This is a genomic window from Streptomyces sp. NPDC001868 (assembly GCF_040297125.1).
In the GTDB taxonomy this organism is placed as follows: Bacteria; Actinomycetota; Actinomycetes; order Streptomycetales; family Streptomycetaceae; genus Streptomyces.
Genome location: NZ_JBEOYO010000031.1, coordinates 25,508 through 48,516, shown reverse-complemented (window position 1 = coordinate 48,516; position 23,009 = coordinate 25,508). Strand labels below are relative to the sequence as shown.

Annotated in this window: 22 protein-coding genes and 1 tRNA gene; 15 read left to right on the top strand and 8 right to left on the bottom strand. The window is 69.0% G+C overall.

The features are described 5' to 3' along the window. Window positions 1-37: 37 nt before the first annotated feature. Window positions 38-1,333 carry an AAA family ATPase gene (locus ABT147_RS29995; RefSeq protein ID WP_351411826.1) on the top strand — a complete coding sequence of 432 codons (1,296 nt, stop codon included), beginning with the start codon at window positions 38-40 and terminating at the stop codon, window positions 1,331-1,333. After that, window positions 1,330-1,962: an RloB family protein gene (locus ABT147_RS29990; protein ID WP_351411824.1), complete on the top strand. Its 633-nt coding sequence runs from the start codon at window positions 1,330-1,332 to the stop codon at window positions 1,960-1,962. The genes ABT147_RS29995 and ABT147_RS29990 overlap by 4 nt, the downstream gene beginning before the upstream one ends. 642 nt (window positions 1,963-2,604) lie before the next feature. Here the strand turns inward: ABT147_RS29990 and ABT147_RS29985 are convergent. Further along, window positions 2,605-3,267 (bottom strand): formylglycine-generating enzyme family protein, encoded by a 663-nt coding sequence (locus ABT147_RS29985; protein WP_351411822.1) that lies wholly within the window; start codon window positions 3,265-3,267, stop codon window positions 2,605-2,607. A gap of 576 nt (window positions 3,268-3,843) precedes the next feature. Between ABT147_RS29985 and ABT147_RS29980 the strand changes: the two genes are divergently transcribed. Beyond that, window positions 3,844-3,918 (top strand) — tRNA-Arg (locus ABT147_RS29980). 378 nt (window positions 3,919-4,296) lie between these two features. Here the strand turns inward: ABT147_RS29980 and ABT147_RS29975 are convergent. Both ABT147_RS29975 and ABT147_RS29970 read right to left on the bottom strand, forming a co-directional pair. Next, complete coding sequence (locus ABT147_RS29975; RefSeq protein WP_351411820.1) at window positions 4,297-5,715, bottom strand: ATP-binding protein; 1,419 nt, start codon at window positions 5,713-5,715, stop codon at window positions 4,297-4,299. 369 nt (window positions 5,716-6,084) lie between these two features. Next, on the bottom strand, window positions 6,085-6,612 hold the full coding sequence (locus ABT147_RS29970) for a hypothetical protein (RefSeq protein WP_351411818.1): 528 nt from the start codon (window positions 6,610-6,612) through the stop codon (window positions 6,085-6,087). Between ABT147_RS29970 and ABT147_RS29965 the strand changes: the two genes are divergently transcribed. Continuing rightward, a complete protein-coding gene (locus ABT147_RS29965; protein ID WP_351411815.1) occupies window positions 6,611-6,736 on the top strand; it encodes a hypothetical protein in 126 nt (41 codons plus the stop codon). The two genes, ABT147_RS29970 and ABT147_RS29965, sit on opposite strands and share 2 nt — an antisense overlap. Before the next feature lie 249 nt (window positions 6,737-6,985). Then, a complete protein-coding gene (locus ABT147_RS29960) occupies window positions 6,986-8,194 on the top strand; it encodes a glycosyltransferase family 87 protein (RefSeq protein WP_351411813.1) in 1,209 nt (402 codons plus the stop codon). Between the two features lie 49 nt (window positions 8,195-8,243). Here ABT147_RS29960 and ABT147_RS29955 read toward each other — a convergent pair whose 3' ends face one another. Next, entirely contained in the window at window positions 8,244-9,320 is a 1,077-nt protein-coding gene (locus ABT147_RS29955; protein ID WP_351411811.1) for a Clp protease N-terminal domain-containing protein, read from the bottom strand. 181 nt (window positions 9,321-9,501) lie between these two features. On the opposite strand from ABT147_RS29955, the gene ABT147_RS29950 reads away from it, so the two are divergent. The 4 genes from ABT147_RS29950 to ABT147_RS29935 all read left to right on the top strand — a co-directional run bounded on the left by ABT147_RS29950 (window position 9,502) and on the right by ABT147_RS29935 (window position 13,690). Next, a complete protein-coding gene (locus tag ABT147_RS29950) occupies window positions 9,502-9,681 on the top strand; it encodes a hypothetical protein (protein ID WP_351411808.1) in 180 nt (59 codons plus the stop codon). Between the two features lie 198 nt (window positions 9,682-9,879). Next, entirely contained in the window at window positions 9,880-10,173 is a 294-nt protein-coding gene (locus ABT147_RS29945; protein WP_351411805.1) for a zinc-ribbon domain-containing protein, read from the top strand. 259 nt (window positions 10,174-10,432) lie between these two features. Further along, window positions 10,433-12,517: an ArnT family glycosyltransferase gene (locus ABT147_RS29940; protein WP_351411943.1), complete on the top strand. Its 2,085-nt coding sequence runs from the start codon at window positions 10,433-10,435 to the stop codon at window positions 12,515-12,517. 282 nt (window positions 12,518-12,799) lie between these two features. Next, window positions 12,800-13,690 (top strand): alpha/beta hydrolase family protein, encoded by an 891-nt coding sequence (locus ABT147_RS29935; protein ID WP_351411803.1) that lies wholly within the window; start codon window positions 12,800-12,802, stop codon window positions 13,688-13,690. Between the two features lie 3 nt (window positions 13,691-13,693). Here ABT147_RS29935 and ABT147_RS29930 read toward each other — a convergent pair whose 3' ends face one another. From ABT147_RS29930 to ABT147_RS29920, 3 genes are read right to left on the bottom strand one after another with little or no spacing between them, the layout of a single operon-like run. Beyond that, on the bottom strand, window positions 13,694-14,497 hold the full coding sequence (locus tag ABT147_RS29930; protein WP_351411801.1) for a hypothetical protein: 804 nt from the start codon (window positions 14,495-14,497) through the stop codon (window positions 13,694-13,696). Next, complete coding sequence (locus ABT147_RS29925) at window positions 14,494-15,600, bottom strand: sigma factor-like helix-turn-helix DNA-binding protein (protein WP_351411798.1); 1,107 nt, start codon at window positions 15,598-15,600, stop codon at window positions 14,494-14,496. Before ABT147_RS29925 ends, ABT147_RS29930 begins: the two co-directional genes overlap by 4 nt. Next, window positions 15,597-15,896, bottom strand: coding sequence for a hypothetical protein (locus tag ABT147_RS29920; RefSeq protein ID WP_351411796.1), 300 nt, complete (start codon window positions 15,894-15,896; stop codon window positions 15,597-15,599). The genes ABT147_RS29925 and ABT147_RS29920 overlap by 4 nt, the downstream gene beginning before the upstream one ends. 729 nt (window positions 15,897-16,625) lie before the next feature. On the opposite strand from ABT147_RS29920, the gene ABT147_RS29915 reads away from it, so the two are divergent. The 3 genes from ABT147_RS29915 to ABT147_RS29905 all read left to right on the top strand — a co-directional run bounded on the left by ABT147_RS29915 (window position 16,626) and on the right by ABT147_RS29905 (window position 18,706). Then, on the top strand, window positions 16,626-17,588 hold the full coding sequence (locus ABT147_RS29915; RefSeq protein WP_351411794.1) for a winged helix DNA-binding protein: 963 nt from the start codon (window positions 16,626-16,628) through the stop codon (window positions 17,586-17,588). 85 nt (window positions 17,589-17,673) lie between these two features. Then, window positions 17,674-18,330 (top strand): DUF433 domain-containing protein, encoded by a 657-nt coding sequence (locus ABT147_RS29910; RefSeq protein ID WP_351411792.1) that lies wholly within the window; start codon window positions 17,674-17,676, stop codon window positions 18,328-18,330. Continuing rightward, window positions 18,320-18,706, top strand: a complete 387-nt coding sequence (locus tag ABT147_RS29905; RefSeq protein ID WP_351411789.1) for a PIN-like domain-containing protein — start codon at window positions 18,320-18,322, stop codon at window positions 18,704-18,706. The genes ABT147_RS29910 and ABT147_RS29905 overlap by 11 nt, the downstream gene beginning before the upstream one ends. Window positions 18,707-18,726: 20 nt before the next feature. Here the strand turns inward: ABT147_RS29905 and ABT147_RS29900 are convergent, their stop codons facing one another. After that, window positions 18,727-19,917, bottom strand: a complete 1,191-nt coding sequence (locus ABT147_RS29900) for an MFS transporter (protein ID WP_351411787.1) — start codon at window positions 19,915-19,917, stop codon at window positions 18,727-18,729. A 273-nt stretch (window positions 19,918-20,190) separates the two neighbouring features. Here ABT147_RS29900 and ABT147_RS29895 point away from each other — a divergent pair, with 273 nt between their 5' ends. From ABT147_RS29895 to ABT147_RS29885, 3 genes are all read left to right on the top strand, one after another. Then, window positions 20,191-21,267, top strand: coding sequence for an ArsR/SmtB family transcription factor (locus ABT147_RS29895; RefSeq protein WP_351411785.1), 1,077 nt, complete (start codon window positions 20,191-20,193; stop codon window positions 21,265-21,267). 136 nt (window positions 21,268-21,403) lie between these two features. Continuing rightward, complete coding sequence (locus ABT147_RS29890) at window positions 21,404-21,910, top strand: glutathione peroxidase (RefSeq protein WP_351411782.1); 507 nt, start codon at window positions 21,404-21,406, stop codon at window positions 21,908-21,910. 144 nt (window positions 21,911-22,054) lie between these two features. After that, complete coding sequence (locus tag ABT147_RS29885) at window positions 22,055-22,930, top strand: MerR family transcriptional regulator (protein ID WP_351411780.1); 876 nt, start codon at window positions 22,055-22,057, stop codon at window positions 22,928-22,930. Window positions 22,931-23,009: the final 79 nt, after the last annotated feature.

Below are 23,009 nucleotides of genomic sequence, written 5' to 3'. Positions count from 1 at the left end.
CGCCAAGATGATGAGTCGCCCTACGTTAGGAGTCACCATGCTGTTGCGCTTCGCCGTCGCCAACTTCGCGTCGTTCCGCGACGAGACAGAACTGACAATCATTGCTGAAAGGCGTCACGAGGACCTCGCAGTCCAACGAGTTCCGCGCTCACCGCAGTGGGCCCTACCCGTGGCCGGGATCTTCGGGCCGAACGCCGCAGGAAAAAGTAACTTCATCCACGCCCTTGCATTCGTGCGAGGCGCGGTCCTCAACTCTCACCAGCGCTGGCGGCCTAGGGCAGAAATCCCTCGCCGTCCGTTCCTCCTGGACCCCGAGAAGGCAAACGAGCCGAGCGAGTTCACCGTAGAGTTCGTAGCGGAAGGAGTTCGTTACGAATTCGGTTTTACATGCAATTCCAAGGAGTTTCTCAGTGAGTGGCTCTACGCATACCCGGAGGGGCGTCCGCGTAAAATCTACGATCGGCGGTCAGGGTCTCCCATCGACTTCGGCCCGACTCTGCATGGCCAGAAGGCCCAGGTTGAGCGAATGGTCCGACCTAACAGTCTCTTCTTGTCGGCTGCAGCGGCCAACAACCACAAGCAACTACTCCCTGTCTTTGATTGGTTCTCTGACGATCTGCGCATCGCCTGGGAAAGTAACTTTGAGGCACGCCTTAGGGAAACGCGTCACTATCTGGAGAGGCACGAGTCCAAGGCAATCCTCGCCCTGCTTAAGTATGCAGACTTGGGTGTTTCCGACGTCTCATTCTCGGACGTAAAGCTTCCCCCGGAGCAAGCAGCTAGGATTGCTGAACTAATCCAGCAGCTAGATTCAGATGCAGTTGACGTCTCTCCGGACGAGATTTCTGTCGGCATGGACGTAGAACTGTCTCATGTGATCGAAGGCCGTGAGTTCAAATTGCCGCTGGAACTTGAATCGAGCGGAACGCGAACATGGCTAGGGATCGTCGGCCCCATCATCTCAACGCTCATGCACGGTTGCGTGCTGGTGATCGATGAATTGGATGCTCGACTTCATCACCATCTATCAGCGCAGTTCATCAGGCTGTTTCAGGATCCGCGAACAAATCCACATGGCGCTCAACTGTTGTTCAACACGCATGACGCCGCCTTGCTGGGCCCCGATGCCGTGGTAACGCTGCGGCGTGACCAGGTATGGCTCACCGAGAAAGTGGACGGTGCCACATCTTTGTATCCATTGACTGATTACAAGGTTCGATCAATTGAGAACGTAGAAAAGCGCTATCTTGGTGGCAGGTATGGTGGACTTCCGTTCTTCGACGAAGAAATCCTAGAAATCGTAATCTCCGAAGTGGAGGCGGTAGGATCATGAGCAGGCAAGGGAGGCCACTAAAGCGAAGAACTCAATCGAAGCCAGCAAACAAAAAGGTCCTCGTCTTTTTCGAAGGAGAGGTGACCGAGCGCCTTTACGTCAACGGCCTTAGGCGGATGCTGCGAGGTCACCCCATTCACATTGACCCGGGGAACTCAAACGGGGAGCCATTGAGTTTGGTACGAAGCACTATTAAGCGCGCAAAAGAAGTTCGTTCCGGAGATTCTTATGATGACGTTTGGTGTTTGTTCGACGTCGAAACGCCTCCACATGGAAGCTTGGACTCAGCCCTTTCCCTCGCCGCAAAGAACGACATCAACTGCGCAGTATCAAATCCCTGCTTCGAGCTATGGCTACTCCTTCATGCCACTTCTCACAACCGACACATGACGACGAGCGGAATAATCAAACTCGCCGAGAAGGAGCTACCCTCCTACACAAGGAAGAGCTTCAAATTCGAGGACTTTGAACCGCATATCGGAATCGCACTGAAACGAGCTCTAGAGCTAGAGAAAAATTTTGACCCCGACGAACAAGCACAGAACAAGAATCCCTCTACCTCAATGTGGAAATTCATCCAGATGCTCCAGAAGCACGGAGGGATCAGCTTCGACTCCGAACTTAAGTAGACTTCCTGCTTCGCAGCAACGCCATTGGCCTCCAGCATCCAAGAGCTGCAAAGAGGCACCCGTTGAGGCTATCTGCCCACTACTTTCGGCTCCCTCTGGGCGCGGAGAGGGGGCGGGGGCGAGTGTCTAACTGCGTGACAACGCCCATGCACAACGGCAGACAACAGTGCACACCTGTGGACCGTCGACGCAGGTAAGAGGCACACGAGCCCCAGTGGGGTCGGCACCCAAGTTGCTTCGGGACGAAGAGGTCGTCACCCAAGGTCTCACCCCCACGCTTCCGCCGGCGCGGCTTGCTCCGGTCGACGGCATGGCATCGTGGCTGAGGCCGGTGGGGGTGCAGCGAGGCACACGCGCGCCTGGTCGGCCGGCGCGCCCGCCGTCGTGGCTGGCTGTCGTCGGCTGAGGTCCGTGCCACTGCCGTGCCAGGTGCGGCGGTCAGTCACGGTCAACAAGAGTGTCTGACAGTCGAGTTGCCGGACATCGCACCAGGCATCGAAGCCGCAGGTCACCGGCCCGACGCACCAGCCTCTCTCCTAAAGCGGGTGTCGCAGGTTCGAATCCTGCCGGGGGCACCAGTGCAGAAGAGGGCCACCTCCGAAATTCCGGAGGTGGCCCCCTTCTGGCATCCAGATCTTGTCCCTAACTGGTTGGCAGGGGTGCGACCGGGCGGACCGCAGTGAAGTCCTGGGACTCGTCGCGGGCGGCGGAGAGCAACAGCAACCACTCGTCGCAGCCCTGCCACGGAGAGAGGTCGCCGCCACCTCCTCGCACCACCCGCGGTCCGTCGCCGGTACGAGGGCGTGCGTCCGCCGGCGCGTCCGTGAAATGCGGGATCCACACATCGGCGCAGATCTCGTTCGCCGACCCCATCGCCGCCAAGCCGAAGGCGTTCTCAGCCGCGGCTGTGCGCTCCTCGTCGCCAAAGTCGTCCAGCACCTGGTCCTCGTCCGGCTTTCCGTCCCCTCGGAAGGTCAGAGTGGTCGTCCCTGCCCGGGCCGCGTACTCCCACTCCGCCTCGCTGGGCAGCCGGAAGGGCAACGCCCCGAGCAGGTCGTCCAAGTCGTCCTCGAAGCGGGCCGTGCTTGCATCCGAGTCGGCGAAGCTGTCCTCGTACTCGGGCAGCCAGTGCCGTGCTTGCGCCACCGTCAGCGGATGGCGGGCGATCAAGAACGGTTCCACCCGTACTTCTCGTACCGGCCGGGCATGGACAGCACCGGCGAAGAACGCTTCGAGGTCGTCATCGGCGCCGTCGGACCGCTCAATGGCACGAACCGCGTCCAGTTCCGCGTCGGACAGACCCATCAGGAACGTCCCACCAGGGACAGCCCGGAAGACCACTCCGGAAGGAGTGTGCCGCCACGCCGGTCGACCGGCCACTATCTCGTGAGCCCACATGGTGCCGGACGCTAGCAGCCGGGCATCCCGGGCGAGGGAGGAGGTCCGGGAAGGGAATGTGGAGCCAGCTGATCACCTCCTGGACGCCGCAGCTCCGCACCACTACCGCACCAGATCGAGCGGGGAACAGCGGGGAACCACGGTGAAAGCCGACACCACCTGCGAGAGTTCAGGTCAGCCATCAACACAGGTCAGCACCCGATTCAGCCTCGAATGATCGCAGCTTCCCAAGCAGAGGGCTCAGGCACCGTCGGTTACGGGACGGCCGTCGCCGCTTGCTCTGGTCGACGGCAGCGGCAACGTGGCGGAGGCCGGTGGGGGCACAGCGAGGCACACGCGCGCCTGGTCGGCCGGCGCGCCCGCCGTCGTGGCTGACTGTCGTCGGCTGAGCTTCGTGCCACTGTCGTGCCAGATGCAGCGGTCAGCCACGGTCAACGAGGGTGTCTGAAGGTCGAGTTGCTGGGCATCTCGCCAGCTATCGAAGCCCCAGGTCACCGGCACGACACCCCAGCCTCTCTCCTAAAGCGGGTGTCGCAGGTTCGAATCCTGCCGGGGGCACAGCGCGTTAGCCGTTGACCTGGGGTTTATCCCCCAGGGAAGCGTTCCATTCGGCCTCGGACTCGTTGTCCGGGGCCGTTTGCGTGAGCGGAAGGACGCCCCCGTCGATGTCGGCACGGTGCCGAGGTCGCGGTGGACCTGGTCGAGGGCGGCTCGGAGGGGGTGCGCCGCGGTCCGTGTCGTGCCGAACATCGTGCGCCGCTCGACGGCAGGGCGACCCGCGCAGGCGACCGACATCCTGGTGCACCTCTGCTCCTCAGTCGCGTCCGGGCGGACTTCGCAAGGCAGGATCGAGCATCGGGGCCTGAGGCTCACTCGGCCGGCCCGAGTTGGGCCGGCAAGTCGTACGCCTCCGGCCCAACTTGTATCCCGGCGCGCTCAGGAGGACCACGCCGCGAGGAGTTCCGCCGGGCCGTACGCGGCGTCGAGTCCCGTGCAGTCGGTCCCGCTGCGCGAGACAGCGATCACGGGTACGGGAGCGGGCGTGAGCGCGGCGCGGTGGCTGTGCAGCGACGCGAGATCGTGGCGGTCGAACGGGGAGTTCTCCAGCCACTTCACCGAGCCGACGAACAGCAGCTTCTTGGCGATCGGCGCGCGGTCCGCTCCCACGACGTCGATCTCCACATCGTTGGTACGGGTCCAGTAGCCGCCGATGGCGGGGGCGGCGGGGAGGTTCGCGTCGGGCAGCAGCCGTGCCAGCGCCTCGCGCACCAGAGGTTCAACGGCCCTGCCACGCCAGCTGGTCCAGTTTTCGCGGATGCGCCGCAGCGTCAGGTCACCCCGGCCCCGCTCGATCTCATCCATCGCCGGACCCAGGAGCTTCAGCCAGAAGCGGAGGTAGGGATCCGCGACCCGGTAGCGACGATCCTTCGAAGGCCGCGTGGACACGGGCAGCTCCGCCGCGATCACCCGCTTGTCCGCGAGGATCCCCAGCGACCGCTGGAGCGGGGTCGCGCCGATCCCGCCGGCGGCGCGGGCAATATTGGAGAACGTCCGCTCACCGCTGCCGATCGCCGAGAGGACGGTGCGGGCCTGGGCCTGCTGGGGGAACTCCGCGGCAAGCGAGCGCTCCGCCGACACCAGCAAGGCCGAGACCGGATCGCTGAGTGCCTCCTGCAGGAACTCCCACATCCCGGCGCCGTGCGTCCACTCCGCACAGATCAGGGGCAGTCCACCGGTGATCAAGGCCGCGTCGAAGGCCGAGGCGGGATCGAGGCCGAGCATCTCGCCCACCTCCGCCGGGTTGAGCGGACCCAGCACCATCTCCCGTCCACGCTGGTGGAACGGGCGTCCATAGCTGTTCAGCGCCTCCATCATCGACAGGTCGGAACCGATGAGAACCAGCAGAACCGGCTTCTTCTCCAGCACTCGGTCCCAGGCCCGCTGAAGCATGCCCTCGAAGGCGCCCTCCGCATCCATCAGATAGGGCACCTCGTCCATGACCACCACGCTCGCCCGGTCGTGCGGCAGTGCCGCCGCCAGTACGTCCAAGGCGGCATCCCAACTCGCCGGGCGGGCCGCGGACAGCAGATTCGCCAGCGGAAGGCTGGACGACTGCGCATCCTGGCTGAGCCGCTCCAGGTCCGCCCCCTGCGACGCCCCTGTGGCGGCATAGAAGAGGAACGGCGCACCGGACCTCTCGGCGAACCACTCCACCAATCGCGACTTACCCACCCGGCGGCGCCCACGAAGCATCACGCACCGCCCGGGCCGCTCCCCACCGACCCCGGCCGTCACCTTGCCCAGCTCGCGATCCAGCGTCTCGAGCTCGCGCCGCCTGCCCACGAAACCTGCCATGTCGCCGCCTTCTCAGAGTACCGCCCAACGGCCAGATACTAACATCAGAGTTAGTAACATTAATGTTAGTGACAGGATGGGCTCGGAAGGATTCCTGCCCCGGTACACCCACGGGAGAAGATCAGCATTCGTCGCCACAACACGGTCCGCCATACGCCCCACGGCTGCCGAATGCGTGTGCGGCGCGTGAGCGGACGGCGCAACAGGTGCCGCCTGGGCCGGATTGCCGGTCATGCCGTGCGGCGCTGATCAGGCAGAAGAGCACCACGCGGCACAGCCACGCACCACCCGTCAGAGATTCGACCCCTCTCCTAAAGCGGGTGTCGCAGGTTCGAATCCTGCCGGGGGCACCGGCCAAAAGTTGGCGAGCTACCACCCGGACTCAGAGGGCCCGACGACCCGGGCGTTGACCTGGGCCGCCAGCCAAGCGGCACGATCCTCAGGGCCGGGACGTGCATGGACGAAGACGGTGTGCTCGGGCGTCCACTCCTCGCAGTGGATGTCGTGGCTGTTGCACGCGACCTGCAACTCGGCGTACTTGTACTCCTCGTCCAGCCCGAGTTCAGGCACGGCCGGCCACTTCAGGTCATGCCATAGGACGTAACACCTGGTGATGGCAGCCCAAGTTTTCATGGCCGCACGCGCCTGCTCGAAGCTCTCCACGGCCAGGGACACACTCGCCGGCCAGCCGGTACGGCCCTCCCCGTACCACTCGACCCTCGCCCCAGGCGAAGCCTCGGTCAGACGTCGCAACACATCCGCATCGCGTGCCCAGGCGTCGAGGTAGCAGCCACTCGATCTGTACCAGGACGCGACCGACAGCAACCGCTCCGTGAGCCCCAACGCCTCATCCAGATCCACGGTATGCAGCACAGGCCACGCTCGGGTGTTCCCCATGTCGGCATCGTGCCAGAACGATCATTCTTCCTGGCGGGCCCGAACAGTCGACTTCGACTTCGACTGCGGCTTCGACTGCGGCTTCGGCTTCGGCTTCGGCTTCGGCTTCGGCTTCGGCTTCTGAGATGTCTGTCGGACCCGGGACGGTTCGGCCAGTGGGATTGACTGACCATCAGTTCCGCGGCGGTATCGTCGGGCTCAGTCAGACATGGTCGGGTAGTTCGAGGGATCTGCGCTTACCCGCTGTCGACCCCGCGCAGCTATCGAAAGAACCGTGATGCATCATCGGCCTGCTTCTGTGGCCTCGGCCTCCACTCCTGTTCTCAGCTGGCGGTCGGTCGCACGTGGGCATGTCGAGCGTGTCCGGGGTGGGTTGTCGGCCGTCGTCGTGGTCTGGTGCCTGACGCGGCTGTGGCTTGTCCCCACCGCGTTGGGGCTCAACGTGTTCACGGGTTACGGTCGCCTCGACCCGTCCGTCGACAAGGTGTACCGCGGCTGGTACGAGGTTCTGAGCACCGGGTCGTTCCCCGCGCACGACGTCACCTGGCAGTATCCGCCCGGTGCGGCTCTGCCCGTTCTTGCCCCCGCGCTGGTCCCGGGGCTCGATTACGGACACGCGTTCATCGTGCTGAGCGCTCTCTGTGACCTCCTCATCTTTGTCATGCTGCTCTGGGCGGCACGGGTGGCCGGGCGTGGTCTTGCCGGTGCCTGGCTCTGGACCGTGGGGATGGCAGCGCTCAGCACCCTGCCCTGGAATCGTTTCGATCTGCTCGTCACCGGGTTGGCCATGGCCGCGCTCGTGGTGGCGGCCGGCCAACGTGCCTGGTCCGACCGGGCGTTCGGCGTGCTCGTCGCACTCGGCTCGATGGTCAAGGTCTGGCCGGTGCTGCTCCTGATCGGCACCCGCAAGGGCCGCGGCACGCGAAGAGTCTGGGTCGCCGCCGCGCTCACCGCGCTGGCGGTCACCGCTTCCTTCGTGTTCACCATGCCGAACGCCTTCTCATTCCTCTCCGGCCAGAAGTCCCGCGGCATCCAGATCGAGTCCGTCGGAGCCATGCCCTTTCATCTCGCCCGGCATCTCGGCTGGAGCGGAACCTGGGCGGCCAAGGACGGCTCGCACGAGTTCGTCGGGCCGTACGTCGAGGGGGTCAGCCTCCTCATGCAGGCACTGACCGTCCTGGCTTTCGGGTGGCTCCTGTGGTGGCGTCATCGCTCGGACCTCGATCAGGCTGTTCCCTACGCCCTGCCCGACGCCGCCCTGACGGCCGCCCTCCTCTTCGTCGTCACCAGCCGCGTGATCAGCCCGCAGTACATGGTGTGGCTGATCGGACTGGCCGCCGTCTGTCTGCTGCGCCCCGACACCACCCAGCGCCCTGTCGCCTACCTCCTGCTCGCGGCCTGCGTGCTCACGACCCTGGACTTCCCCCTGCTCTACCGCGAACTCCGCGACGACGGCGCCCCTTTGGCCATCGCCAACCTGTACGCCCGCAACCTGCTGCTGGTCGCAGCGGCGGTGCTGTCGGGACTGCGGCTGTGGCGCGCGACCGCGCTCCGATCAGTTGATCGTGCCTTCCCGGGCTGAGACCGGAGGCCGCGTCAGGCGTCGGGCGTCGGGCGTCAGGCGTCAGGCGTCAGGCGTCGGGAGTGGTGGTCAGCGCGTTGATCAGTTGTCGGGCGCGGGTCTTTTCGCTCAGGAGGGTGTCGACCAAGGGGCTGGTGCCCGCGTCAGGCGTGGTCGGGTCTGTGGTCGGACCTGTGATCGGGGCCGTGGCCTCGGTGAGGTACTGCTTGACGGGGCGGGGGTCGGCCGTCATGGGGACGCTGTTGCTCGTCAGGGCGGTGTGGACCGAGGTGTAGTCGAGGCCCAGGTGGGTCAGGTGTTCTCCGCCTGTGTAGCGGGTGTTGGGGGTGGGAGCGTTCTCGCCGGCCAGGTGCGGGTAACGGAGTGCGACCTCGTGGGTGGCCAGGATCGCGAGGAGGAGGTGTTCGGTGCCCACCGTTCTGTCGCCGAGGCGGCGGGCCTGGTCGTAGGTCTCCAGTTCGATCCACCAGGTGGGCCTCGACGCCAGGTTGGTCCCGGCGTGCTTGACCAACCACCGCTTCCAGAAGGGGAGATGACGGTAGTGGCTGCGGCCCAGGAGGACGTCCCGGGTGGGGTGCAGGAGGGCGGGGAGGCCGTCTTCACGGGCACTGCCGACACCATCGGTACCGGCTGCGTCCAGGCGGGCGCGTACCGACTGCGGTGCGATGCCGCAGACGCCCAGCAGTTCCACCGCGCGGTTGTCGTCCTCCAGCAACGCCCGCAGCAGATGAACCGCGTTGAACTTCGCCGCGCCCTCTCCTCGCGCCCGCTCCATCGCCGCCGTGAGCGCCCTGGCCGCGGCGCCCGTGAAACGCTCGCGCCGGTCTCCGTCCTCCCCCAGTACGTCCGGCGCGGCGACGGTTCCCTCGGCGTCGTCGTCCGCGCTCCACGCCGGGGTGTCCCGGTTCGCCCCGTTCGTCCTGTTCGTTCTGTCCCGTATCACCGCCAACAGCGCGGTCCCGGTGGCCCCTTCAGCCGCCAGGGCTTCGCGAGCGGTCCCTCGGGAGGTGGCGAAGCCGGCCAGCAGGTGCTCGGTGCCGATGGCGTCCCCGCTGCCCGACTGCGCGCCCCGGGCTGCCCCCAGGATGCCCACCGTGTTCCAGTCGGGCTCCTTGATCGCTTCCATGCTGCCTTCCCTCTTCCCTCTCCTCACCGGTCCTGGCGGCAGCCTTCCCGACCGGGGGCCTCGACCGCGTCGCCCCGCAGGCGGACCTCCTTCTGCCTCTCTGGTTGCACTCGGCTCCATCGAGGCCGTGTCACCTGGGCGTTCTCGCCGCAATCCAGCCACGCCCCCTCCACAGCCCTCGATGCATACGCAGCCGCCGCAGCCGTCGCAGCCGCCGCTGCCGCCCAAGTCGCCGGGCGGGAGTCGGACGAACCTGGTCATCGTCGGGTGTGGCGTGGCCGTCGTCGCGAGTGTCATCGGCACGGGCATCGTGGTGGCGGGTGACGGGGACGGGACGGCCTCGCCCGCGCCGACGGGCTGAACGGGCTGAACGGGCTCCCCGAGACCCGTATCCTCGCGGGGCGCTCCCTCACCGTTCCGTGGGCCTGCGAACCGCCCAGGGACGAAACGTTCCTCCAGGTCGAGGTCTCCCCCGACTACGACTCCGAGGAAGCGGACGAGGGACGGCACACTTGATGGAAGTGTGTCAGTAGGGCACGGCACCCCCGGGAAGGATCAGATGTTCATCATCTTCGGCACCAAGGGATACCTGTACCAGCTCGCCATACTGACGCTGGTGTGCGGGCAGTGCGGGAACCCCGCCGCGCATACGCTCAGGAAGCGGGTCACGAAGTTCACGCTGTTCTTCGTGCCGCTGTTCCCGGTCTCGACCAAGTACCAGACGCAGTGCACGTTCTGCGGCGCCGAGCAGAAGGTGAGCGCCGAGCAGGCCGAGCGGCTGCAGGCGCAGAGCGCCGGCGCACACGACGGCCGCCCCTCCGGACAGCCGCAGCAGCAGCCGTACCAGTCATGAGGCGGCCATAACAGCCGTACCGGTCATGAGACGGCCGTGCTTGTCATGAGACGGCCGCACCGGTCATGAGAACGGGCTGTGCCCGTCCGCTGTGGGGAAGCTGTGAGTTCGCTGATTCTCATTCTTCCCTCAGTACTCGCTCAGCGTGGCCCCAGACGCGGCCTCGACAGTCGCTGCCATGAACCCAATGAACGCGGAAGGCGTCCGCGTGCTCGCCCCGCGCATCGAGGGCACCGCACGGTTCTTCGACACCGAACTCATGACCACCCTCGCCCCGCCGCCCGCCACCGGGCGGGACAGCGGCCGCCGCCGCGCCGAAGCCCCTCCCGCGACCGGTGGTCCCGCCGCCCGGGTCCGGCGGATGTTCACCGGCGCCCCGGAGGACCCGCGCTGGGCGCGCCCGGCCCTGTGGGCGGTCCTCGTGCTGGCCACGGCGCTGTACGCCTGGAACCTGTCCTTGATCACCGGCAACAGCTTCTACAACGCGGCCGTCTACAGCGGCACGAAGAGCTGGAAGGCGTTCTTCTTCGGCGCGCTGGACTCGGGCAGTTTCATCACCGTCGACAAGCCGCCGTTCGCGCTGTGGGTGATGGGGCTTTCGGCCCGGGTCCTCGGCTACGGCACCTGGCAGATGACGCTGCCGATGGTCGCGGTGGGTGTGGGATCCGTGGCGCTGCTGTATCGCATGGTCAAGCGGGACTTCGGGGCCGTCGCGGGCACGATCGCCGCGCTCGCGCTCACCCTCACGCCCATCACGGTCGCCATCACCCGGGACACCAACCCCGACCCGGTCCTCGTCCTCCTGATGCTGCTCGGCGCGGCGGCGCTGATGAAGTCCGTGCGCACGGGTCGGCTCATGCCGCTGGTCTGGTCCGGCGTCGCGATCGGGTTCGCCTTCAACACGAAGATGATGCAGGCGTACGTCGTCCTGCCGGCCTTCTTCCTGGTCTACCTCTGGGCGGCGAACGTCTCGCTCGGCCGCCGGATCCGCGACCTGGCCGTCGGCACGGTCGCGCTGGTCGTGTCGAGCGCCTGGTGGATGGTGGTCGTGGATCTGATCCCCGCCTCCTCCCGGCCGTACATCGGCGGTTCGACGGACAACACGGTCTGGGACCTGGTCATCGGCTACAACGGCTTCGGCCGGATCTTCGGCGCCGGTTCGTCGGCGGGCTCGCAGGGCAACGGGGCGAGCTTCGGCGGTGACGCGAGCGTCTACCGGATGTTCAACGAGCTCATGGGCGGCCAGATCTCCTGGCTGATCCCGTTCGCGATCGTCGCGCTGGTGGGCGGTCTGGTGCTGCGGGGGCGCGCGCCGCGCACGGACGGCAAGCGGGCGGCCCTCTTGCTCTGGGGCGGCTGGTTCGTCCTGCACTATCTGACCTTCGCCCTCGCCGAGGGCACCTTCCACCCGTACTACGTCACCGCCATGGCCCCCGGTATCGCGGCGCTGACCGGTGCGGGCGGGGTCATGCTCTACGGCGCCTTCAAGGAGGGCCCGGTCGTGAAGTGGGGCTGGGTGCTGCCGACGGCGGTCGCGGTGAGCGCGGTCTGGGCGGTCGTCCTGCTGCAGCGGGTCTCCGGTTCCGGGACGGTCTACACGGTCGCCCAGGTCGTGGCCGGTGTCGCCGGTGCGGTCGCCGTGATTGGGCTGCTCGTCGGACGGTTCGCACGGCGCCGGAAGCTGGTCGCGCTGGCCTCCCTCGCGGCGGTCGTCGCGCTGCTGGCCGGGCCCGCCGCGTACGCGGTGTCGGCGGCGACCACCGCGAGCTCCAACGGCACCAACCCCACGGCCGGGCCCAGCACCGGGGGCGGCATGGGCGGTGGCGGCGGTACGGGCGGCGGCATGGGCGGTGGGCAGCGGCCCAGTGGGGACGCGCCCAGCGGCTCCAGCAGTCGTCAGGCCGACGGCAGCACCGCAGGCGGCATGGGTGATGGCACGGGTGGCAGCACAGGTGGCAGTACAGGTGGTGGCGGCATGGGTGGCGGTTCCCAGGTCTCGGCCGAGATGATCACGTATCTGAAGAAGAACCAGGACGGCGCGACCTGGCTGGTGGCGGTGGCCACCGACCAGACGGCGTCCTCGATCATCCTGGAGTCCGGCCAGCCCGTGATCTCCATGGGCGGCTGGTCCGGCAGCGACGAGGCCATGACCCTCGCCAAGCTCAAGGAGCTGGTGAAGGCGGGCAAGCTCCACTACATCGTCGTCAGCGACAGTGACAGCGGCCGGGGCGGCGGCAACAGCGCCTCCTCCGAGATCGCCGAGTGGGTCAAGGAGAACGGCAGCGCGGTGAGCGACTACGGCGACAGCGGCCTGTACCGCCTGGACGCGTCGGACGTCGGCTGATCACCAGCCCCCTTCCCCCTTCTCCCTGGTCACTGGTCCCAGGTCCCGGGGCGGGCCACCGGATCTCCCCTCCCTCCGGTGGCCCCCTTCTTCTGCCGGCCGGGGGATACTGGGCCCATGCGGTCGCGAAACCGTGCTTGTGTCGCCGCCGGGCTCGTATCGGTGCTGGTGGCCGTGGCCGGATGCGCCGGAGGCGGGGACGGTGACGGGCACGGGGAAGCGGTCCCCACGAAGCCGCCGAGCGTGAGCCGGGCAACGGAGTCAGGCCCCACGAGTCCCGAGGTGTCCCCCACCCCGACCCCCGTGAACCCGGTCTCCATCCCCGGCCTGATCGCCCGCCCCCACACCGGCTCCGACCTCCGCCTGGGCGCCGTACTGGCCCGGACCGCCGCGTACACGCGGTACGCGGTGACGTACGAGGCCGACGGGCTGACCATCTCGGGGATCATGAACATCCCCGAGGGCGAGGGCCCCTTCCCCGCGCTGGTGCTGGCGCACGGGTACATCGACCCGGCCGTCTACACCACCGGGCGCGGGCTGGCCCGGGAGCAGGATCTGCTGGCCCGCGAGGGCTATGTCGTCCTGCACACCGACTACCGCGACCACGCGGGCTCCGACGACGACCCCGACAACGACGTGAACCTCCGCCTCGGCTACACCGAGGACGTCATCGGCGCGGCCAAGGCCCTGCGTGCCTCCGGGCGCCCGGAGATCGACGGCGACCGGATCGGTCTGCTCGGCCGGTCGATGGGCGGCGGGGTCGTCTACAACACGCTGGTGGTGGCGCCTGGCCTGTTCGACGCGGCCGTGGCCTTCGCCCCGGTGAGCTCCCGGCCCGCGGAGAACATCGACCACTTCCAGCGCCCCGAGGGCGACCCGATCGTCGCGGAGATCGAGGCCGCGCACGGCACCCCCGCCTCGAACCCGGAGTTCTGGCGCGAGGTCTCCCCCCTCACCTACGTCGACCGGGTCACCGAGCCCCTCCTCATCCATCACGGCACCGCCGACGACACCTGCCCCCTCGCCTGGTCGGAGCGCGCCACCGCCGAGTTCGAGGCCGCCGGCAAGGACGTCCGGCTGATCAAGTACCCCGGCGAGGGCCACACCTTCGGCCCGCAGTGGCCCACCTCGATGCGTCACACCCTGGCCTTCTTCGACGCACACCTCCGCTGAACATCAGCCGTCTGAGGGCTCCCGGGGGCGCCGGGGCAGACGCGGGGAGGTGGGGTGGAGGGGCGGGGGTGTCATCCAGGAGGCCGCGGCCGACGCGGCGGCCAGGAGGATGCTGATGTGTTCCGCGAAGTCGGGGCCGGGGAGGGGGAGTTCGAAGTCGGGGTTGTCGACGTAGCCGAGGGCCACGGCTCCGGGGACGTAGTGCATGACCGCGTCGACGAGTTCGGTCCGGCGGGGCGGGGTGGTGCGGTCGAGATGGGTGAGGGCGCGCAGGACCGTGGGGAAGCTGGCGTCGTACGCGGTGGGGACGCCCGCGTCCGGGACGGCCGTCAGGGGTTCGGGGGCGGGCCGGGTGGCGATGTTCGTCTGTTCGCGCCACCAGGCCGCCGCCTCCGTGTCGCCCAGGATCAGGTGGTGGAGGTACAGGCAGTACGAGGCGAGGTCGTCGCCTGCGCCGGCCGCGTACTGCCACCAGGAGCGGGCGCTGTCCTCTGCGTCGGCGAGCTGGAGGATGCAGCCGAGGACGCGGGCGCCCGGCGGTTCCGGCAGGTGCTCGGTGACGAAGCCCTGGAGGGAGTCGGAGGTGGTGTGGGCCAGGACCGTCTCGCACAGGGTGCGCAGATCGCGGGCCGCCATCAAGCTCGTACGCGTACGGTCGTGGTGGCCGGCGAACGGGAGCAGGGAGTCCTGGCAGCGGGCGCCGGGGACCACGTCGTGCGGGACGTGCGGCGCGTCGAGGAGCAGGGCGCGGGCGAGGAGTGCGTCTATCGGGCCGGTCGGTGTGGTCGGGGTCGGGGTCGGGATCATTCCGGGGTCTCTCCCAGGTCGTTCTCGGGGTGGAGAGTCGGGGTCGGAGCCGAGGGCTGAGGTGGGGGCTGAGTCGAGGCCTGAGGTGAGGGCTGAGTCGAGGCCTGAGGTGAGGGCTGAGTCGAGGCCTGAGGTGGGGGCTGTGCTGAGGTCTGAGGCGGGGTCAGAGCGGCGGTCAGCGTCTTGCGGGCGTAGCGGTCGGCCGTGTGGACCGAGGCGATCGGGACGCCCAGGACGTCGGCCACGGCCGCGTGGTCCATGCCCCGCAGATAGGTGAGGACCATGACGTCGAGCTGGTGGGCGGGCAGCCGGCTGATGGCCTTGAACAGGGACATCGACTCCTCGATCTGCGCGAACCGCGCCGCGGGGGTCGACAGCAGGCTCAGGGCGACCGTGTCGAACGCGGTGCGGGCCAGCTCGGGGCAGCCGTCCGTGTGGCAGGCCCGCGCCATCACGCTCCCGCGCAGCACCGACCACGCGAACGGCACCACATCGGCGCTGGCCAGCGCCTCGTCCCAGCGGAACCACAGCACGTCGAACGTCTCCGCGACCACCTCCCGCGCCTCCTCCTCGCTCACGAAGAGCCGGGCGTAGGCGTGGTAGGCGGCACGGTTGAGTTCGGTGAACGCCTGGTGCTCCAGCGGGGGTACGGCCGGTCCGGCGGACAGGGCCGCCCCGGGGTGCCGGTGGTGAGGAGGCTGCTGGTTCGGACCCTGCTGGTTCGGACCCTGCTGGTGCCGGCGGCTCTGGATGCAGCCGTCTATCCAGTCCGGCTTCTTCCGGGCCTCCAGCGCGGCGGCCATCCACAGCCGCCGCATGGGCCAGGTCGGTACGTCGAGGACATCCAGCAGGCCGTAGGTGATCTCCCAGCGCGGGTAACGGCCGGTGCCGCGCAGCAGTTCGGAGATCTTCGACTTGGCCCAGCCCGACCGGTCGCTCAGCTCACCGATCGTCAGACCGCTGGCCAGGAACCGGATCCGCAGGGGCTCCAGCCAGGCCCGGTGCGCCCGGCCCACGCCCTCCGCGATCGGCCCCAGCTTCCGGCCCGGCTTGCCCGCCGGCGCGCCCCCTCCGGGCCGCCGCGACAGGGACGGCGGGGTCACCCCGCGCGCCCCTCGTCATCCGCGTCATCCGCGTCAGCCGGTACGGGCAGTCGTTCGCCGTCGTCCGGTACGCGCAGTCGTTCGCCGTCTTCCGCCACGGGCAGCTGTGCCGTGCCGGTGGCCACGGGCAGTTGTGCCGTGCCGATGGTCATCGACGTCACGACCTGTTCCGCGCTCAGGACGAGCGCCGGGACCGCGGCGGCGGCAGCGGCCGTCTCCCCGACGGCGACGAGCACGACGCTCCACCCGAGGACCGTCAACAGCACGATCACGGATAAGACTTGCCTTCTGGACATCGGTACCTTCCGAGACACATACGTACGTCCGAGAGGCCCCCCTCGGCGGTGCCGACGCGTCGTCGAGGAGCCGGACGTCAGCATGGTGGGCCCACTCGCCCTCACGCCATGGCATCCGGGAATCGCGGAACAATGCCCCCGCCCCGCGACAGCGCGCAAGGTACCGCCTCCTAGCGCACATCAACCGCGAAACAGCAGCCAGTACAGGCTTTCGGGGCGAAGTTCCCCCTTCTCCGGACGCCCGCTCCGACAGCACGCCGCATCATGGGCACCCGGCGCCCCCAGCGCCGGAACCTTCCCGTCCGGGAAGCCGTGCCCCTCGTGCCGATCGAGAAGGGGCAAGCCGCTCCCGCCCTGTCCGGTCAGGACGGGCGGGAGCGGTGGGCGGTCCGCACAGACGAGGCGGGCCGAAGGGGGCCGGGCGCCACCGCCGCCCCTGAGGCGACCGGGGCTCGGCCGACATCCGTCTCACGGGCTCACCGGGGCCTTGTCCGCGAGGGGTCGGTGGGCCACTGACCTCCTGAAAGAACCGGGGAAAGAACTACCCGCCCACCCACCCTCCCTGGTCGCGGAGGGCTCCGTCACCCGTCCGAGTGACCGGCTTGCGGGCGCGGGATGCGGGCGGTTACGTTCGCCGCGACACGCAACAACCGCAAACAGATACGGCCCCCGGCCGGGACGGCAATCCCGAACGAGGGCCTGACCAAGCAGGAAGTAAACGGCTTCCCAATGGCTGAACCGCAGTCTAACGCGCGCCTGCGCGCCGACGCCGGAGCTCCGACCTCCGGTGTGATCCATGTACGCACCCGGCTGACGGCCGACTTCACCGTGATCTCCAACGCCCTCGCCCAGCGGCGCGGCAGCGCGGTCACGGTCGGCGTCGCGGCGTACATCTCCTCCCTGCCCGACGGCTCCCCGGTGAGCATCGCCGCCCTGTGCGCGCACTTCGACGAGGGCGAGATCCTCATCTCACGGGCCCTCAGGCAGCTCGAAGAGGCCGGCTACCTGGAACGCCGCCGCGAGCGAACGCCCACCGGGCAGGTCCGTACGCGGACGTACTTCTACGGCGTCCCCGGCGGCGTCCCCTGCGACGTTCCCGGCGACGTTCCCAATCCCGCCGCGGAGTCCGCGTCCGGGGACGGGGCCAGGGTCGGGGCCGTGGCCGTGGCCGTGCGGGAAACAGTGCGGGTGCCCGCACAAGCGGAGGAGGCAGCGGAGCCGGGAGGGGAGCCAGGTGGGGAGCCGGGTGGGGAGCCGGATGGGGAGCCGGGAGCGGAGGCACCGGTCCCACTCGACGACGCCGATTCCCGAGCCGTCGCCGTACTCGCCTCCCTGCGCCGGGTCGACCCCCGCCTCGTCCTGTCCGAGCGGGAAGCCGTCCGCCTCGCCCCGGCCGTCGCCCGGTGGCTCGCGGCAGGCCTGCTGCCCACGCAGATCACCGACCACCTCACCGCGCGCCTTCCGGACCGCTTCCTGACCCGCCCGGCCGGCATCCTCGCCTACCGGCTCAACGAGACTCCGCTGGCCGCGACGACAGCCCGGACGGACCTGACAGACCTGTCCGAAAGCCCCGTACCTCCGGTGGTCGGGCGTATGCGCAACTGCGACGGCTGCGACCGGGGGTTCCGCTCGACGGGACAGCCCCGTTGCCGTGACTGCCGATCCGATGACCAACTTCGGGCTGCTGGCTGAGCCGGTGGACGGGTATGCGGTCCACCCCCAGGTGGGAGGCTTGATATGGCACGATGCGAAATCTGGTGCCAAGAGGAGGTGGGGCATGGTCGACAGGTTCACGGACGGGCTTCTGACGCCCACGGAAACGGCCTCCCACCTTGAGATTCCGCAGTCGACTCTCACGTCGTGGCTGAAGGGCCAGGCCGCCGGAGCTCCCCTGGTCCACCAGGTGGAGCCGGTACGGAAGGGTCAGCCCTCGGTGCCGTTCATCGCGGTGGCCGAGGCGCACGCCCTTCGTTCTCTGCGTTCCCTTGGGCTCCGCATGAGCGAGATCAGGGAGGCGGCCGCCGCCGTACGGGACGCCTTCGACACCCCTTACGGCCTCGTGTCCAAGCGGATCGCCACGGACGGCGTGGACATCTTCGTGGAGCACGGTTGGGGGGACCTCCGCAGAGCCCGCGACGGCCAGGCCCCCATCCAGGAGGTGGTCTCCGACTATCTTCGCTACCTCACCTGGGAGCCGGGCGACGACTTCCCCTCCAGCCTGCGCCTGAGGCAGTACCCGGACTCCGTCCCCGTCGTGATCGACCCGAGATTCGGGCACGGCCTCCCCGTGGTGGCGGCCAACCGCGTCACGGTCCAGGCCATCACCGACCTGTGGGAGGCCGGGGAGACGGTCGAGGACATCGCGTACGACTTCGACATGACGCCTGAGCAGGTGGACGCGCTCTGCCGGGCAGTGGTGCACCTTGTCGCCTGAGTTCTTCCTCGACCGGAATCTCGGTCGTCGTGTCGCCGAGGGGCTGAAAGCCAGCGGGTGGACGGTTCACCGGATCGGGGACGTGTTCCCGGACGACGGGCAGGACGTTCCCGATGAGGAGTGGATCACTCACGGTCTCGACCGGTCCTGGGTTCCGCTGTCGAAGGACGGGCGGATCAAGACCCGGGATCTTGAGATCCGGCCTGTGCTGGAGCGTGAGGCGGTGCTCTTCTACCTGGACAACCAGCAGCTTCGCAGTGCCGAGATGGTCGGGCGTCTCGTCCTGCACCGGGACGCGATCCACCGGGCCGTCGAAAAGGGCGGCCCGGCGGCGTACGCGGTGCGGCATGCCCGTATCGAGCGCACTTGGCCGTGACGGGGCGGGCGGACAGGTCGTCAAGGTGTGGGTGCCGGTGACGTGAGTCCCGCCCCCTCGTGCCGCCCCGCCGCCCACAACCCCAGCGTCACCGCCACCGAGGCCCCCGCCATCAGCGTCATCGCCGTGGCCGGTGAGGTCAGTTGGGCCGCTGCGCCTGCCAGGGCCGCGCTCACGCCCTGGAGTGTGAGCATGCCCGCCGAGTGCAACCCCAGGGCGTGGCCCGTGAGTTCGGGTGGGGTCAGGGTGAGGAGGTGGTGTTGTTGGATCAGGCTCGCGCCGAAGCCGATGGAGGCGAGGGTCGCGCAGGCCGTCGCGACGGGGGTCGGGGGGTGGAGGGCGAAGAGGAGGTACGGGGCGGCGAGGAGCAGGAGGAGAGGGGTGGCCAGGCGGTCGCGTAGGCGGGGTGGGAGGAGGCGGCCCACCGTCACGTCGCCGATCAGCATGCCGAGCGCCGCGCAGGCGAAGAGGAGACCCGCGCGGTCGGGGGCGTACGCGACGAACAGGGACTCGCAGCCGACGACGAGGCCGTTGGGGATCCACAGGCCGAGGTAGAGGCGGCGGCGCGGCGGCGACGACCACAGGCGGGCGTTCGTGCGCCAGGTCTCGGCGACGGACGGGCGGCCGGAGGCGCGCGGGGCGCGGCGGGTCAGGCCCAGGGCGGTGCAGAGGGCCGCCGCCGTGTACAGGGCAGCCGCCACCAGCAGCGTGACCGCCGGGGACAGCAGGGCCACGAGGGCGCCGCCGGTCGCGTAACCGGCGATCTGTGTGACCCCGTGCAGCATGTTGAACACCGAGCGGCCCAGGAGATAGCCGTCCTTCGGGAGGATCTCGTTCAACAGGCCCCAGCGGACTCCGCCGCCGAGGGACGCGACCAGGCCCTGGGCCGCGATCACCGCGAAGACCGTCCACAGCGGCAGGCCGGGCAGGGCGAGGCACGCCGTGCTCGCCGCGAAGACCACCGCCAGGCCTGTCGTCGTCGCCCTCGGCGGCAGCCGGTCCGCCGCCGAGAGCAGGGTCGTCGCGCCGATCACCTGGGCGAGGGACGGGCCGAACATGCTGAGGGCGGACAGGAGCGGGGAGCCGGTCTCCTCGTAGACGGAGGTGGCGAGGGCGAGGCCGCCGATCGTGGAGGCGGCGACCTGGAGGGCGGAGGAGAGGAAGAGAGGGGTGAACTCCCTTGTGCGGAAGAGGGATTGATAGCTGCGCATGGGCGTGGGCGTGGGCGTAGGCGTAGGCATGGGCGTGGGCATGGGATATGACCTTTGGGTCCGCCGTCCGCCCGCCGTAATGTTTCGCGCACAGGCGAAAGGTCGGCAGGGGGCTGAGGACTGGGGGCTGGGACACGGCCGCCGGGCCCGCTCTCGCCGAATTCCGTATCCGTATCCGTATCCGTATCCGTATCCGTATCCGTATCCGTATCCGTATCCGTATCCGTATCCGTATCCGTTTCCGTTTCCGTTTCCGTTTCCGGAGGTGTTCACATGGGCTGGTGGCAGGTCAACGCCGACACCCTCGCCGGGAGCCGGTTCGTGGTCTCGCCGCTCGCGGAGACGTTCGCGAGTCTGAAGATGCTGCACGGCGGGACGGGCACGCACCCCGGCGAGCGGTCCTGGCTGGCGGCCCATCTGCCCGCGTACCGGGCCGAGTTGGCGCGGGATCCCGTCACCGCCCTGCTGGTCCGCGCCGGGCTCGGCGAGGAGTGGATCGCCGACTTCCTGACCCCCGCACCACGCGAGGGCGAGACCTTCGCCGCCGAGATCGCCCGCGTCCGGGGCGCCGACCCCGCCGCCGCCCGCGCCCACCTCACCCTCTCCCTGCGCGGCCCGCTGCCCGCCGCCCTGCACCGGGACGACCTGCCGGGCCGGGCGGCCGACCTCCTGACGTACGTGTGGGAGGAGACCGTACGGCCGTACTGGGAGCGGCGTCGGCGGGTGCTGGAGGCCGATGTGCTCGCCCGTACCGCGCTGTTGGGCCAGAGCGGCTGGGCGGCGGTGCTGGACGCGCTGCGGCCGGGGATGCGGTGGCTCGGCGAGAACCGGCTCCAGGTCAACGCGCACGAGTACCCGCCGCGCGAGATCTCCGGGGCACGGCTCGTCTTCGTCCCCATCACCCCGCAGCGCACGGGGTGGGTGGCCTGGGAGGAACGGGAGCGGTACGCCGTCGTCTACCCGTGCTCGGGCGTCCTCGCCGACGGCGACCGCCCGACGGCCGGGCCCGCCGCCCTCGGGCCGCTGCTCGGCGACGCCCGCGCCCGGATCCTCGTCCTCCTCGACTCCCCCATGAGCACGACCCAGCTCTGCGCGGTGACCGGTCAGACCCTCGGCTCCGTCGGCCGCCACCTGAGAGTGCTCCTGGACGCCGGCCTGATCCGACGCGGCCGGGCGGGCCGGTCGGTGCTGTACGCACGAACACCGGAGGGAGAGGTCCTGGTACGCGCCGCCACCACGCCTTCACCCAGCACGCCTTCGCCCAGCACTCCTTCCCCCTGTGCGGCTCCGGCCCGCGCGCCTTCACCCCGCGCGGCTCCGGCCCACCCCTTCAGCCCGTCCGGCGTTTGAGGACGAGGCCGTCCAGGCCGAAAGCGGGGGTCTGGGGGCGCGGCCCCCAGGAGCGGGGGCGAAGGGGCCGCGGCCCCTGGGATGGGACGGGTAGGGGCGGCGGGGGCGAAAATCCTTCCGGAGATAGCATCCGTTTATGACTACAGACAACGTCACCCCCTCTGTCCTGGACGTGGAGATCGACGCCCTGAAGGGCGGCCCCGCCGACCTCGCGCAGTACGCCGGACAGGCCGTCCTCGTCGTGAACGTGGCCTCCAAGTGCGGCCTCACCCCCCAGTACACGGGCCTGGAGGCACTGCAGGCCCGCTACGCCGCCCAGGGCTTCACCGTCCTCGGCGTCCCGTGCAACCAGTTCCTCGGCCAGGAGCCGGGCTCGGCCGAGGAGATCGCCGAGTTCTGCTCGGCGACGTACGGCGTGACGTTCCCGCTGACCGAGAAGGTCGAGGTCAACGGAGAGGGCCGGCACGCGCTGTACGAGCGCCTGGTGGACCACGCGGACTCCGAGGGCCACACCGGCGACATCCGCTGGAACTTCGAGAAGTTCCTGATCGGCCGCGACGGCTCGGTCGTCGCCCGCTTCTCGCCGCAGACCGAGCCCGAGTCGGCGGAGCTGGTCGCCGCCGTGGAGAAGGCCATCGGCTGACGCCCACGGGGGCCGCCGTTGACCTTGCCCCTGGGGCAAGGGGCACCGTCCCTCTCGCCGGGCGGAGGGCGCCCGGCGACGGAGGATGACCCAGTGGACCCAGTGGACCCAGAGAACCCAGAGAACCCAGGGGACCCGGGGGCCATGGACGACCTGCTCACCATCGGTGCCTTCGCCGCCCGCACACGGCTGTCGGCGAAGGCACTGCGGCTGTACGACCGGCTGGGGCTGCTCACACCGGCGTACGTCGACGGGGTGAACGGCTACCGGTACTACCGGGCCGGCCAGGCCGAACGTGCCCGCCTGGTGGCCCTGCTGCGCCGGCTCGACATGCCTCTCGCGCGGATCGCCGAGATCGTGGACATGGTCGGGCTCGACGACCCGCGGGCCGTCGAGCGGCTGACCGCGTACTGGGCCGGGGCCGAGGAACGGTTCGCGTCCCAGCGGACCCTTGTCGCCTACCTCCGTGGACGGTTGTCGGGAACGGAGCCAGGCATGGAAGACACAGAACAGACGTACGGGAAGTTCGTCGTCGAAACGGTCGATACGCCCCCACAGGTGCTGTTGACGCAGTCGAGGCACACGCTCGCGGACGAGTTGCCGGCGTGGATCGGGGCGTCGCTGGGGCGGCTGGAGGAGGGCGCGGCGGTCTGCGGCGGCACCACCGGGGCGCCGTTCGTGGTGTACCACTCCGAGGTGTCCATGGAGAGCGACGGGCCCGCGGAGTCGTGTGTGCCGGTGGTGGACGAGAGTGCCGCGCGGGTGTGGGCGGCCGAGCACGGGCGGGCCTGGGAGACGAAGGTGCGCGTGGAGCCGGCGGGACGGCTCGTGTACACCCGGATCAGCAAGGCTCAGGTGGCGCATCCGCAGATCGTCGCGGCCTTCGAGGCGGTCGAGCGGTGGATCGCCCGGCACGGACTGGAGGTCACCGGCCCGTGCCGCGAGATCTACTTCGCGGACTGGGACGCGGCGGGCCCCGAGGACCCGGTGTGCGACGTGGCGTTCCCGGTCGCATCCTGACCGTGTGGTACCTGAGCTGTGCAGTACCTGCCGTGACGTTCCCGAGCCGTGTAGCAGGGATACGGCTGGTACGCGTACG

Coding starts and splice junctions, on each gene's coding strand:
- ABT147_RS29955 (WP_351411811.1), bottom strand. CDS start 9,320: ATGGAAGCGATCAAGGAGCCCGACTGGAACACGGTGGGCATCCTGGGG.
- ABT147_RS29900 (WP_351411787.1), bottom strand. CDS start 19,917: ATGCGCAGCTATCAATCCCTCTTCCGCACAAGGGAGTTCACCCCTCTC.
- ABT147_RS29915 (WP_351411794.1), top strand. CDS start 16,626: ATGGCTGAACCGCAGTCTAACGCGCGCCTGCGCGCCGACGCCGGAGCT.
- ABT147_RS29890 (WP_351411782.1), top strand. CDS start 21,404: ATGACTACAGACAACGTCACCCCCTCTGTCCTGGACGTGGAGATCGAC.
- ABT147_RS29945 (WP_351411805.1), top strand. CDS start 9,880: ATGTTCATCATCTTCGGCACCAAGGGATACCTGTACCAGCTCGCCATA.
- ABT147_RS29940 (WP_351411943.1), top strand. CDS start 10,433: ATGACCACCCTCGCCCCGCCGCCCGCCACCGGGCGGGACAGCGGCCGC.
- ABT147_RS29895 (WP_351411785.1), top strand. CDS start 20,191: ATGGGCTGGTGGCAGGTCAACGCCGACACCCTCGCCGGGAGCCGGTTC.
- ABT147_RS29970 (WP_351411818.1), bottom strand. CDS start 6,612: ATGGGGAACACCCGAGCGTGGCCTGTGCTGCATACCGTGGATCTGGAT.
- ABT147_RS29910 (WP_351411792.1), top strand. CDS start 17,674: ATGGTCGACAGGTTCACGGACGGGCTTCTGACGCCCACGGAAACGGCC.
- ABT147_RS29990 (WP_351411824.1), top strand. CDS start 1,330: ATGAGCAGGCAAGGGAGGCCACTAAAGCGAAGAACTCAATCGAAGCCA.
- ABT147_RS29965 (WP_351411815.1), top strand. CDS start 6,611: ATGTCGGCATCGTGCCAGAACGATCATTCTTCCTGGCGGGCCCGAACA.
- ABT147_RS29975 (WP_351411820.1), bottom strand. CDS start 5,715: ATGGCAGGTTTCGTGGGCAGGCGGCGCGAGCTCGAGACGCTGGATCGC.
- ABT147_RS29920 (WP_351411796.1), bottom strand. CDS start 15,896: ATGTCCAGAAGGCAAGTCTTATCCGTGATCGTGCTGTTGACGGTCCTC.
- ABT147_RS29930 (WP_351411801.1), bottom strand. CDS start 14,497: ATGATCCCGACCCCGACCCCGACCACACCGACCGGCCCGATAGACGCA.
- ABT147_RS29985 (WP_351411822.1), bottom strand. CDS start 3,267: ATGGGTCTGTCCGACGCGGAACTGGACGCGGTTCGTGCCATTGAGCGG.
- ABT147_RS29995 (WP_351411826.1), top strand. CDS start 38: ATGCTGTTGCGCTTCGCCGTCGCCAACTTCGCGTCGTTCCGCGACGAG.
- ABT147_RS29885 (WP_351411780.1), top strand. CDS start 22,055: ATGGACGACCTGCTCACCATCGGTGCCTTCGCCGCCCGCACACGGCTG.
- ABT147_RS29950 (WP_351411808.1), top strand. CDS start 9,502: ATGCATACGCAGCCGCCGCAGCCGTCGCAGCCGCCGCTGCCGCCCAAG.